At 69.5% G+C, this 12,306-nt stretch carries 9 protein-coding genes; 7 read left to right on the top strand and 2 right to left on the bottom strand.

Going from position 1 to position 12,306, the window contains the following annotated elements:
* Positions 1–14: 14 nt before the first annotated feature.
* From mnmA to ACFVRO_RS12215, 3 genes are read left to right on the top strand one after another with little or no spacing between them, the layout of a single operon-like run.
* Positions 15–1,112, top strand: a complete 1,098-nt coding sequence (gene mnmA / locus ACFVRO_RS12225) for a tRNA 2-thiouridine(34) synthase MnmA (RefSeq protein WP_386952637.1) — start codon at positions 15–17, stop codon at positions 1,110–1,112.
* Positions 1,113–1,150: 38 nt separating this feature from the next.
* Positions 1,151–3,517, top strand: coding sequence for an NAD-dependent DNA ligase LigA (gene ligA, locus ACFVRO_RS12220; RefSeq protein WP_105674917.1), 2,367 nt, complete (start codon positions 1,151–1,153; stop codon positions 3,515–3,517).
* Complete coding sequence (locus ACFVRO_RS12215; RefSeq protein ID WP_386952634.1) at positions 3,514–3,975, top strand: hypothetical protein; 462 nt, start codon at positions 3,514–3,516, stop codon at positions 3,973–3,975. Before ligA ends, ACFVRO_RS12215 begins: the two co-directional genes overlap by 4 nt.
* Before the next feature lie 50 nt (positions 3,976–4,025).
* Here ACFVRO_RS12215 and ACFVRO_RS12210 read toward each other — a convergent pair whose 3' ends face one another.
* Positions 4,026–5,855 carry a DEAD/DEAH box helicase gene (locus tag ACFVRO_RS12210; RefSeq protein ID WP_181155903.1) on the bottom strand — a complete coding sequence of 610 codons (1,830 nt, stop codon included), beginning with the start codon at positions 5,853–5,855 and terminating at the stop codon, positions 4,026–4,028.
* A 45-nt stretch (positions 5,856–5,900) separates the two neighbouring features.
* Positions 5,901–7,601, bottom strand: coding sequence for a long-chain-fatty-acid--CoA ligase (locus ACFVRO_RS12205; RefSeq protein ID WP_386952632.1), 1,701 nt, complete (start codon positions 7,599–7,601; stop codon positions 5,901–5,903).
* Positions 7,602–7,668: 67 nt separating this feature from the next.
* Here ACFVRO_RS12205 and gatC point away from each other — a divergent pair, with 67 nt between their 5' ends.
* From gatC to dinB, 4 genes are read left to right on the top strand one after another with little or no spacing between them, the layout of a single operon-like run.
* On the top strand, positions 7,669–7,968 hold the full coding sequence (gene gatC / locus ACFVRO_RS12200) for an Asp-tRNA(Asn)/Glu-tRNA(Gln) amidotransferase subunit GatC (RefSeq protein WP_386952630.1): 300 nt from the start codon (positions 7,669–7,671) through the stop codon (positions 7,966–7,968).
* A complete protein-coding gene (gatA, locus tag ACFVRO_RS12195; RefSeq protein WP_105674927.1) occupies positions 7,965–9,482 on the top strand; it encodes an Asp-tRNA(Asn)/Glu-tRNA(Gln) amidotransferase subunit GatA in 1,518 nt (505 codons plus the stop codon). The genes gatC and gatA overlap by 4 nt, the downstream gene beginning before the upstream one ends.
* A complete protein-coding gene (gatB, locus tag ACFVRO_RS12190; protein ID WP_105674929.1) occupies positions 9,482–10,996 on the top strand; it encodes an Asp-tRNA(Asn)/Glu-tRNA(Gln) amidotransferase subunit GatB in 1,515 nt (504 codons plus the stop codon). The genes gatA and gatB overlap by 1 nt, the downstream gene beginning before the upstream one ends.
* A 51-nt stretch (positions 10,997–11,047) precedes the next feature.
* Positions 11,048–12,304, top strand: coding sequence for a DNA polymerase IV (gene dinB, locus ACFVRO_RS12185; protein ID WP_386952627.1), 1,257 nt, complete (start codon positions 11,048–11,050; stop codon positions 12,302–12,304).
* The last annotated feature ends 2 nt before the right edge of the window (positions 12,305–12,306 follow it).

The raw sequence follows: 12,306 nt of genomic DNA, 5'->3' as shown, positions 1-12,306 counted from the left end.
CGTAGACTGGACGGATGCGAATTCTTGCGGCGATGAGCGGGGGAGTGGACTCCGCGGTCGCTGCGGCGCGCGCTGTCGACGCCGGGCACGAGGTCGTCGGCGTCCACCTGGCGCTGTCTCGCGCCGGCGGCACGCTGCGGACAGGCAGTCGCGGCTGCTGCACGATCGAGGACGCCCTCGACGCTCGCAGAGCAGCGGACCTGCTCGGCATCCCGTTCTACGTGTGGGATTTCTCGGAGCGCTTCCGCGACGACGTGATCGACGACTTCATCGCCGAGTACCAGGCGGGTCGCACGCCCAACCCGTGCATGCGCTGCAACGAGAAGATCAAGTTCGCCGCTCTTCTCGAAAGAGCGCTCGAGCTGGGCTTCGACGCGGTCTGCACCGGGCACTACGCCAACCTCGTCCCCACCGACTCGGGGCTCGAGCTGCATCGTGCCGCCGATGACGCGAAGGATCAGTCCTACGTGCTCGGCGTGCTCACCGCAGAGCAGCTCGCCCACACGTACTTCCCGCTCGGAGAGACGCCGTCGAAGGCGCTCGTCCGCGCGGAGGCGGAGGAGCGGGGCCTGAGCGTGGCGCAGAAGCCCGACAGCCACGACATCTGCTTCATCCCCGATGGGGACACGCGCGGCTGGCTCGCCGAGAAGGTCGGCACGGCCACCGGTGACATCGTCGATCGCGCGGGCGCCGTCGTCGGCTCGCACGAGGGAGCGCACGCGTACACGGTCGGCCAGCGTCGGGGGCTCAAGCTCGGGGTGCCGGCGGCCGACGGCAAGCCGCGGTTCGTCCTGGAGGTGCGGCCCGTCTCGAACACCGTTGTCGTCGGCCCCAAGGAGGCTCTCGCGACGGCGGAGATCTCGGGTCGGCGCTTCAGCTGGGCCGGTGCGGGGCCCGATGAGCGATCCTTCGCCTGCGAGGTGCAGATCCGCGCCCACGCCGACCCGGTGCCCGCGCAGGCCTTCGTGGAGCCGGACGGACTGCGGGTGGTGCCCGAGGTGCCGCTCGACGGCGTCGCGCCGGGACAGACGGCCGTGCTGTACGTCGGAACCAGGGTCCTCGGGCAGTTCACGATCGACCGCACCGTGTCTGCGGTGCCCGCCGGGGTCTAGAGCCGTGCGATGTCGGCCCCCGATCGTAGACTGACGGGGTGCCGGAGAACATCTCGCTGGAAGACGCCCGTACCGAGGCCGAACAGCTGACCACGCTCATACTCGAGGCGAAAGACGCGTACTACGGACGCGACACCTCGGTGGTCGACGACTTCACCTACGACGGCTGGATGCACCGCCTCGAAGAGCTGGAGCGGCTGCATCCGGAGCTGCAGGGGCAGGACTCGCCCACGCAGATGGTCGGCGCCGCCGAGTCGACGGGGCTCGACACGATCGAGCACGCCGAGCGGATGCTGAGCCTCGACAACGTCTTCTCCATCGAGGAGCTCCGCGAATGGGCCGCGAAGACGCGGGCCGCCGCGGGGCGCGATGTGAACTGGCTCACGGAGCTCAAGATCGACGGACTCGCGATCAACCTGCGATACGAGGACGGCGTGCTCACGTCCGCGGCGACACGGGGAGACGGCCGTGTCGGCGAGATCGTCACCGAGAACGCCCTGCGCCTGCCCGAGATCCCCGAACGGCTGAGCGGCACGGGGCATCCGTCGATCGTGGAGGTACGCGGCGAGGTGTTCATCCCCGTGGCGGCCTTCGAGCGCCTCAACGCCGCGCAGGCGTCCTTCCGCGAGCGCGCCTACGCCGATGCCCTCGCGCGCTGGGAGTCCCGCAGCGGAGCGAAGAAGCCCTTCGACGAGGAGAAGGCGAGCGCGGCCGCCGCCCGTCGCTTCCCGGCGTTCGCCAATCCCCGCAATGCCGCGAGTGGAGGTCTCCGCCAACAGATCGACAAGAAGGACGGGCTCGAACTCGAGGCCGGTCTGCTGCGGATCGAGTCGCTCGCGATGTACGTGCACGGCATCGGCGCGTGGGAGAACCCTCCGGTCTCCGCGCAGAGCGAGGTCTACGAGCTCCTCGCGGGCTGGGGTCTGCCGACGAGCCCTCATGCGAAGGTCTGCACGAGCATCGACGAGGTCATCGGGTTCGTCGAGCACTTCGGCGAGCACCGTCATGACATCGAGCACGAGCTCGACGGCATCGTCGTGAAGGTCGATGAACTCGCGCTGCACGACGAACTCGGCATGACCAGTCGCGCCCCGCGCTGGGCGATCGCCTACAAGTACCCGCCGGAGGAGGTCCAGACGACGCTCCTCGACATCGTGGTGTCCGTCGGACGCACCGGCAGGGCGACGCCGTTCGCCGTGATGGCCCCTGCGCACGTCGCCGGTTCCGTGGTGCGTCAGGCGACCCTCCACAACAAGGACGTCGTGAAGGCCAAGGGCGTGCTGATCGGCGACACGGTCGTCCTGCGCAAGGCGGGGGACGTGATCCCCGAGGTGCTCGGACCCGTGGTGGAGAAGCGCGACGGCACCGAACGGGAGTTCGTCATGCCCGCCGACTGCCCGGAGTGCGGGACCCCGCTGCGTCCGATGAAGGAGGGCGACATCGACCTCCGCTGCCCGAACGCGCGCTCCTGTCCAGCACAGGTCCGCGGTCGCGTCGAGCACATCGGCTCTCGCGGCGCGCTCGACGTCGAGGTGCTCGGCGAGGTCACCGCCGCCGCCCTCACGCAGGCGGAGCCGCCGGCGGTCGCGCCTCTCGACACGGAGGCGGGGCTGTTCTCCCTCGCGCTCGGCGATCTGGTGCCGATCTCGGTGGTCGTGCGCGACTCCGAGACGGGCGAGCCCAAGGTCGACGAGGAGACCGGTGAGCTCGTGCGTCGGGCGCCGTTCCAGAAGCTCGGCCCTGCGCAGTACCCGCCGGGCACGGAGGCGATGGATGCCGCGGAGCGCCGCCGCCTCGGAGTCAGGAAGGACTATCGCGAGGTGCTGCCGTCAGAGGCCGCCACGAAGCTCCTCGCCGAGCTCGAGAAGGCGAAGACGAAGGAGCTCTGGCGCCTCCTCGTCTCGCTCAACATCCGGCACGTGGGACCGGTCGCGGCGCGCGCCCTGGCGCAGTGGTTCGGCTCCCTCGATGCGATCCGTGCGGCATCGCGTGAAGACCTGGCCGCGGTCGAGGGCGTGGGGGGCATCATCGCCGACTCCCTCCTCGCCTGGTTCGAGGTCGATTGGCATCAGGACATCGTCCGGAGCTGGGCGGACGCGGGCGTGCAGTGGTCGACTCCGGGGCATCCGGGTCCTGGAGCCGCAGTCGTCGAAGGAGGTGTGCTCGACGGTCTCACGGTCGTCGCCACCGGCTCTCTCGACGGGTACACGCGTGACGGCGCGCAGGAGGCGATCCTCAAGGCGGGAGGCAAGGCCGCCTCGAGCGTCTCGAAGAAGACCGACTTCGTCGCCGCAGGCCCCGGCGCCGGATCCAAGCTCGCGAAGGCGGAGGAGCTCGGCATCCGCATCCTGGACGCGGCGCAGTTCCACCTGCTGGTGACCGAGGGCCCGTCGGCACTCGAGTGAAGCGCTACGGTCCACTGATCGCTGTCACCGATGCTCTCGCCGTCGGAGACCCGGGTCGTCATCATCTGCGGCTGACGCCCGATGCGGTGCTTCTCCGCGAGGGGACGGAGAACCGCGGCATCCTCACCTGGGATGCGGTGGAGCGCATCGAGATCGCCGTTCCGACGACGAGGTTCCGACTGCCAGGACTCGTGAGCACGCTCCTGCTCGGCGCTCTCGCAGCACTGATGCTGTCGGATCCCGGTGTGGATCCCGACGACGGCCAGGTCGAGGTGATCGTCGACGGCGAAGCGATCGAGATGCCCCTCAGCCGCCACCACGTCGGAGGTTACTGGAGCCCGACCGTCGTCGGGGCGCACCGACTGCTGCAGCATCTCATCGACAACCCGCAGCAGCGACGGCTGCTCGCCCACCCCGAGGCACTCGTCGATCTCGCCGCCCGGCTCGCACGAGGCTGATGCAGCGCGACCGGGCGCTCAGGACTCCCTGAGCGACCGGTCGGCCCCGATCAGGCCTTGTGGCGCGGCTTGCGGAACGGCTTGTCCTCGCGGGCGGGGCGATCGTCGCGGAACGAGCGCTCACCGCGATCCTGTCGCGGACCGCGGTCGCCGTAGGACGGGCGGTCGCCGTCTCGGCGTGCACCACCGCGCGGACCGCGGTCGGGCTTGATCTCGATGAGACGGCCGGAGATGCGCGTGTCGCGGAGCTTCTCCAGCACGGAGGCGTCCATGTTCGCCGGAAGCTCGACGATCGAGAAGTCGGGACGGATGTTGATGACACCGAAGTCGTCGCGGCCGAGACCGCCCTCGTTCGCCAGCGCTCCCACGATCTGGCGCGGCTCGACGCGGTGACGGCGGCCCACCTCGATGCGGTAGGCGGCGTAGTCGCCGCGTCCTCGACGCTCTGTGCGGGGCTCGCGCGCGTCACGCGCTCCGCGCTCGCGGGGAGGACGGTTGTCGGCCTCGACGGCCTTGGAGAGCGGGTCGTTCGACGGGTCGAGCAACAGCGGCGTCTCGCCCTGTGCGACGATCGCGAGCGCGGCGGCGACATCGGACTCCGGCACGTCGTTGTTGCGCACGTAGTGGGCGATGATGTCGCGGAACTTCTCGATGCGTGCCGTCTCGCTCAGCGCCGCGGTGATCGCGTCGTCGAAGCGTGCGAGACGCGTGGTGTTCACGTCATCGGTGCTCGGCAGCTGCATCTGCGTCGGCTCCTGGCGCGTCGCGCGCTCGATCGACTTGAGCAGGTAGCGCTCACGAGGCGTGATGAAGCTGATCGCGTCGCCCTTGCGCCCGGCGCGTCCGGTGCGGCCGATGCGGTGCACGTAGGACTCGGTGTCGGTGGGGATGTCGAAGTTGACGACGTGGCTGATGCGCTCGACGTCGAGACCGCGCGCCGCGACGTCGGTCGCGACGAGGATGTCGAGCTTGCCGTCCTTGAGCTGGTTGACGCTGCGCTCGCGCTGCACCTGCGCCACGTCGCCGTTGATGGCGGCGGCGGAGTAGCCGCGGGCGCGGAGCTTCTCGGCGAGGGTCTCGGTCTCGTTCTTCGTGCGGACGAAGACGATCATCCCGTCGAAGTTCTCGACCTCGAGGATGCGGGTGAGCGCGTCGACCTTCTGCGCATACGAGACCACGAGGTAGCGCTGGGTGATGTTCGTGCCCGTCGCGGTCTTCGACTTGATGCTGATCTCTTCGGGGTCGCGCAGGTACTGCTGTGCGAGCCGGCGGATCTGCGGAGGCATCGTCGCGGAGAACAGGGCGACCTGCTTCTCCTCCGGCGTCTGCGCGAGGATCTGCTCGACGTCCTCCGCGAAGCCCATCTTGAGCATCTCGTCGGCCTCGTCGAGCACGAGGTACTGCAGCTCCGACAGGTCGAGCGTGCCCTTGGCGAGGTGGTCCATGATGCGGCCGGGGGTGCCGACGACCACGTGCACGCCGCGACGCAGCGCAGACAGCTGGACGCCGTAGCCCTGACCGCCGTAGACGGGCAGCACGTGCACGCCCTTCATCTTCGACGCGTAGGACTCGAACGCCTCGCACACCTGGAGCGCGAGCTCGCGGGTCGGAGCGAGCACGAGCGCCTGCGGGGTCTTCTGCGAGATGTCGAGGCGCTCCAGCACGGGCAGCGCGAACGCGGCGGTCTTGCCGGTTCCGGTCTGCGCCATGCCGACGACGTCGCGGCCGGCCAGTAGGGTGGGGATCGTCGCCGCCTGGATGGGCGAGGGGGTCTCGTATCCGAGGTCCTTGATGGCTTTGAGGACGGGCCCGGTGATGCCGAGCTCCTCGAATCCGGGGGTCGAGGGGGCGTCGGTGGGCACAGCGTCTTCTTCAGTCACTGACCAAGGGTAGCGTCTCCGACCCCATCGCGCCTGGGCGCGCGGTCAGGAACCGCTGGTCAGCGCCAGCAGCTTCTCCTTGACCTGGCGGCGGAGGACCTTGCCGATCAGCGATCTCGGCAGCTCGTCGACGACGAAGATGCGGCGCGGCACCTTGTACGGGGTCAGGATGCCGCGGGCGAACTCGCGGATGGCCTCGACATCCACGTCTTTCGCTCCGTCGACGACGATCGCGGCCACAACCTCCTCGCCGGAGTGATCGCTCGGAAGGCCGACGACGGCGGCATCCGACACATCGGGATGCTGGCGGAGGGCGTTCTCGACCTCGGTCGGCGCGACGTTGAAGCCGCCGGTGATGATGAGCTCCTTGATACGGTCGACGATGCGGATGAAGCCGGCGTCGTCCACGGTGACGATGTCGCCGGTGCGGAACCAGCCGTCGATGAACACGGCCTCGGTCTCCTCCGGCTTGCCGTAGTAGCCGGAGAACACCTGCGGTCCGCGCACGATCAACTCGCCGGGCGAGCCCTCAGGCACGTCCTGCGTCGGGTTCTCGGGATCGACGACACGGCACTCCGTGCCGGGGAGCGGCAGTCCGACGGTTCCGGGGACCCGGTTCTCGGCGACCGGGTTCGCCATCAGCACGGGGGAGCACTCGCTCAGTCCGTAGCCCTCCACCAGATACCCGTGCGTCGCCTTCTCGAAAGGAACGACGAGCTCGTGCGGCAGCGCCATCGCGCCGGAGATCGCGACCTCGATGCCCTCCAGGGAGACGCCCTGAGCGTTCGCGGCAGAGAGCAGCCGGTCCGCGATCGGCGGGACGAGCGGGAGGAACGTCGCCGGATGCTTCTTCATGACGTCCAGCACGAGGTCGGGATCGAACTTCGGGAACAGCACGAGGCGCGCGCCCATCGACATCGCGAAGGTGAGGCACAGGGTCAGACCGTAGGCGTGGAACATCGGGAGCACGGCGTAGACGACGCAGCCCTTGCCGCGCTGGATCGACGGCACCCAGGCCTGGGCCTGCGCCGCGTTCGACAGCAGGTTCCGGTGCGTGAGTGCAGCCCCCTTCGGGGTGCCCGTGGTGCCGGACGTGTACTGGATGATCGCGAGGTCGTCGGTCTGCGGCCTGGCATGCGACGCCGGGAGCGGGGAGGAGCCGACCACTGTGTCCCACGTGATCGTGCCGCGCACGCTCTCCGTGAGGGCCGCGCGGGACTCGCGCGCCTTCGCGACGGGCAGACGCAGGGCGACGCGCGTGAGGAACGGCATGGCCCGCGTGACGTCGACGGAGATCAGGTTGGCGACGGCCAGATCGGCCGGGAACTCCTGCACGGTCGAGACGACCTTGTTCCAGACGATGGCGTGCTTCGCGCCGTGGTCCTCGAACTGCTTGCGCAGCTCCCGCGGCGTGTACAGCGGGTTGTGCTCGACGACCACCGCGCCCAGCCGGAGCACGGCGTAGAACGCCACGATGTGCTGGGGGCAGTTGGGAAGCACGATCGCCACAGGGTCGCCGGCCTTGACGCCGAGGTCGCGCAGCCCCGCGGCGGCGCGGTCGATCGCATCCTGCAGCTGCGCATAGCTCGTCTCTCTGCCGAAGAACTGCAGCGCCGGGGCATCCGGGTAGTCCCTGGCGGATGCCGCGACGATGTCGATCAGCGAACCCTCGACGGGAGCGAGGTCTTCAGGGACGCCGGCTGCGTAGCTGGCGACCCACGGGCGAGGAGGCTGGAACGTGCTCACGTGCTCAGCATATGCCGGGGCCGCAGACAGGCGCGGGAGCGGCGAGTGCGCTGACTAGACTTGAGGCGTGTCTGAAATCACCCCTGATCTTGTGCGCCATCTCGGCGTGCTCGCGCGCATCCAGCTGAACGACGACGAGGTGACGCGGCTCACGGGCCAGCTCGATGCCATCGTCGACAACATCGCGAAGGTGTCGGAGGTCGCCACCGCCGACGTCGTGGCGACGAGCCACCCGTTCCCGCTGAGCAATGTCTTCCGCCCCGACGTCGTCGGGCAGACCCTCACGCACGAGCAGGTGCTCCAGAACGCACCCGACGAGGCCGACGGCCGTTTCCGTGTGACCGCGATCCTGGGAGAAGAGCAGTGAGCGACATCATCCGCCTGACCGCGGCGGAGCTCGCCGACAAGCTCGCCGCCCGCGAGGTGTCCAGTGTCGAGGCGACGCAAGCGCACCTGGACCGCATCGCGGCCGTGGACGGCGATGTGCACGCTTTCCTGCATGTGAACGAGGGCGCTCTCGCCGCCGCCGCCGAGCTCGACGCCCGCCGCGCCGCGGGGGAGGACCTCGGCCCCCTCGCCGGCGTGCCGCTCGCGATCAAGGACGTGCTGGTCACCACCGACCAGCCGACCACGAGCGGCTCGCGCATCCTCGAGGGCTACCGGTCCCCGTACGACGCGACCGTCGTCGCGCGTTCTCGCGCAGCGGGCCTCATCCCACTCGGCAAGACGAACATGGACGAGTTCGCCATGGGCTCGTCGACCGAGCACTCGGCGTACGGCCCGACGCGCAACCCGTGGGATCTCGACCGCATCCCCGGCGGCTCCGGCGGAGGCTCCGCCGCTGCGGTGGCCGCCTTCGAGGCCCCGCTGGCGCTGGGCTCGGACACCGGCGGCTCGATCCGACAGCCGGCGCACGTCACCGGCACGGTCGGAGTGAAGCCCACATACGGCGGCGTGAGCCGCTACGGTGCGATCGCACTCGCGTCGAGCCTCGACCAGGTCGGACCCGTGTCCCGCACGGTGCTCGACTCCGGTCTGCTCCACGATGCGATCGGCGGACACGACCCCAAGGACTCCACCTCGCTGCGTGACCAGTGGCCGTCCTTCGCGGCAGCCGCTCGTGAGGGAGCCAGGGGCGACGTGCTCAAGGGTCTCAAGGTGGGTGTCATCCGCGAGCTGCCGGACAGCGGCTTCCAGACGGGTGTCGCCGAGTCCTTCCGTGCGTCGCTGGCGCTCATGGAGGCGCAGGGAGCCGAGATCGTCGAGATCGGAGCCCCGCACTTCGAGTACGGCGTCGCCGCGTACTACCTGATCCTTCCCGCGGAGGCATCGAGCAACCTCGCGAAGTTCGACTCGGTGCGCTTCGGTCTGCGGGTCACCCCCGAGGGCAACCCGACGGTCGAGGACGTGATGTCCGCGACCCGTGATGCCGGTTTCGGCGACGAGGTCAAGCGCCGCATCATCCTCGGCACCTACGCGCTGTCGGCGGGCTACTACGACGCCTACTACGGCAGCGCGCAGAAGGTCCGCACCCTCATCCAGCAGGACTTCGCGAACGCCTTCGCGGAGGTCGACGTGATCGCCACGCCGTCGGCGCCGACCACGGCGTTCAAGCTCGGCGAGAAGATCGACGACCCGCTGCAGATGTACCTCAACGACATCACGACGATCCCGGTGAACCTCGCCGGGGTCCCCGGGATCTCGATCCCCAGCGGCCTCGCCGCCGAGGACGGCCTGCCCGTCGGCATCCAGTTCATCGCTCCGGCGCGTGAGGACGCCCGTCTGTACAAGGTCGGTGCGGCTCTCGAGGCCGTGCTGCTCGACTCGTGGGGTGCCCCGCTGCTCAGCCGTGCACCGCAGCTCGTGGGAGGGACCCGCTGATGGCCGCCGCCAAGCTCATGGACTTCGACAAGGCGCTGGAACTGTTCGAGCCGGTACTGGGCTTCGAGGTGCATGTCGAGCTCAACACCAACACGAAGATGTTCTCGGACGCGCCGAACCCGGCGAACGAGGCCTATCACGCGGCCGAGCCGAACACGCTCATCGCGCCGGTGGACCTCGGCCTGCCCGGATCCCTCCCGGTGGTGAACGAGACGGCCATCCGCTCGTCGATCAGCCTCGGTCTCGCGCTCGGCTGCTCGATCGCCGAGTCCAGCCGGTTCGCGCGGAAGAACTACTTCTACCCAGACCTCGGCAAGAACTACCAGATCTCGCAGTACGACGAGCCGATCGCGTACGAGGGGTCCGTCGAGGTGGAGCTCGAGGACGGGACCATCGTGCAGATCCCGATCGAGCGCGCGCACATGGAGGAGGACGCCGGCAAGCTGACCCACATGGGCGGCGCGACTGGACGCATCCAGGGCGCGGAGTACTCGCTCGTCGACTACAACCGTGCGGGCGTGCCGCTGGTAGAGATCGTCACCAAGACGATCTTCGGCGCCGAGCACCGTGCACCGGAGGTCGCCAAGGCGTACGTCCAGACCATCCGCGACATCGTCCGCAGCCTCGGCATCTCGGAGGCTCGGCTCGAGCGGGGCAACCTCCGCTGCGACGCGAACGTCTCGCTGCGCCCCCGCGGCCAGGAGAAGCTCGGCACCCGCACCGAGACCAAGAACGTCAACTCGATGCGCTCTGTCGAGCGCGCGGTCCGCTACGAGATCCAGCGCCAGGCGCAGATCCTCGCCGACGGCGGGACGATCACGCAGGAGACACGTCACTGGCACGAGGACACCGGCACGACCTCGCCGGGCCGCCCCAAGTCGGACGCCGACGACTACCGCTACTTCCCGGAGCCCGATCTGCTGCCCGTCGAGCCCGCCGCCGAACTGATCGAGGAGCTGCGCGCCGCGCTCCCCGAGCAGCCGGTGGCACGTCGTCGTCGGCTGATGGCGGAGTGGGGCTTCACGGACCTGGAGTTCCAGGACGTCCGCAACGGCGGCCTGCTCGAGGTCGTCGAGGCGACGATCGCCGCGGGTGCGACGCCCGCCACCGCCCGCAAGTGGTGGACGGGCGAGATCACCCGCCTCGCGAACGCACAGGAGAAGGATGCGTCCGACCTGATCAGCCCGGAGAACGTCGCCGCGCTCCAGAAGCTGGTCGACGCGGGCACGCTCACCGACAAGCTGGCCCGGCAGGTGCTCGAGGGCGTCATCGCCGGCGAAGGCACCCCGCAGGAGGTCGTGGACGGACGCGGACTCGCCGTGGTGTCGGACGACGGTGCGCTGATCGCCGCGATCGACGAGGCACTGGCCGCACAGCCCGACGTCCTCGCCAAGATCAAGGACGGCAAGGTCCAGGCCGCCGGGGCCGTGATCGGCGCGGTCATGAAGGCCATGAAGGGCCAGGCCGACGCCGCACGCGTGCGCGAACTGGTCCTGGAGCGCGCGGCGCAGTAGTCGTCATCGTCTCCCGGGCCCGATGTCAGAGGCCCGGGAGACAATGGACTCATGGGACACGGCGACGGCAGAGGGCGCATCGTCTCGCCCGACGGCGCCGACGATGCGGGCACGCGGATCCTCCACGTCGACATGGACGCGTTCTACGCAGGCGTCGAGGTTCTCGACGACCCGAGTCTTCGCGGTCTGCCGCTGATCATCGGGGCGCCGGACGGACGTTCGGTCGTCTCCAGCGCCTCCTATGAAGCGCGCAGGTACGGCGTCCGCGCCGCGATGCCCGTGTCGCAGGCGATCAGGCTCTGCCCGTCCGCACGCATCGTCCTGCCGCACTTCCACCGGTACCAGGAGGTGTCGAAGCAGGTGATGGCGATCTTCGAATCGTTCACACCGCTGGTCGAACCGCTGTCGGTGGACGAGGCCTTCCTCGACGTGCACGGCGTCAGAAGGCTCTGGGGGAGTCCCGCTCGCATCGCGCAGCTCGTGCGCGAACGCGTGCAGGACGAGGTGGGGATCACCTGCAGCGTCGGGGTCGCCGCGACCAAGCACGTCGCGAAGATGGCGTCGACGATGGCGAAGCCCGACGGACTGCTCGTGGTCGCCGCGGCCGACACCCTCGACTTCCTCGCGCCGCGGCCGGTCCGGGCGATGTGGGGTGTGGGCCCGAAAGCGGCCGAGGCGCTGGAGGGGCGCGGCATCCGGACCATCCGCGACATCCGCGAGAGCTCGCAGGACATGCTGGACCGTGCCGTGGGGCCGGCGCTCGGCATCCGTCTCGCGCAGCTCGCTCGGGGCGAAGACGCGCGCATGGTCGAGACCGAGCGCATCGAGAAGAGCATCGGGCATGAGGAGACCTTCGAGACGGACGTGACCGATCGCGTGTTCCTGCGCGCGGAGCTGCTCCGACTCGCCGACCGTGTCGCCGCTCGCCTGCGACGCGCGGAGTGGGAGACCGGGACGGTGGCGATCAAGGTGCGCTTCGACGACTTCCGCACCCTGAGCAGATCGCAGACCCTCGCGGAGCCGACAGCGGTCGGTCAGCGCATCGGCGAGGCGGCGCAGACGCTGTTCGAGCAGATCGAGAGTCGGGATCCGGTCCGTCTCGTGGGGGTCCGCGCCGAGAAGCTGCGCCCCGCGGGCGGCGGAGGCATCGGCCTATGGGACGACGATGAGGATTGGCGCAGGGTCGAGGGCGCCATGGACGACGCCGTCGCGAGGTTCGGCACGGCGACCATCACCCGCGCGCGCCACATCGGACGGGGAGAGGGTCGAGGAGCCGCGCGGCATCCGAAGGATCACGGCCTGGATTGAGG

The organism is Microbacterium sp. NPDC057944 (genome assembly GCF_042887445.1).
GTDB classification, from domain to species: Bacteria; Actinomycetota; Actinomycetes; order Actinomycetales; family Microbacteriaceae; genus Microbacterium; species Microbacterium natoriense.
The sequence above is the reverse complement of the archived record's forward strand: the minus strand, read 5'-3'. Positions and strand labels throughout refer to the sequence as shown.

Excerpts from the sequence above, each read along its gene's own strand:
- gatB (WP_105674929.1), top strand. The coding sequence starts at position 9,482 with ATGGCCGCCGCCAAGCTCATGGACTTCGACAAGGCGCTGGAACTGTTC.
- mnmA (WP_386952637.1), top strand. The coding sequence starts at position 15 with ATGCGAATTCTTGCGGCGATGAGCGGGGGAGTGGACTCCGCGGTCGCT.
- dinB (WP_386952627.1), top strand. The coding sequence starts at position 11,048 with ATGGGACACGGCGACGGCAGAGGGCGCATCGTCTCGCCCGACGGCGCC.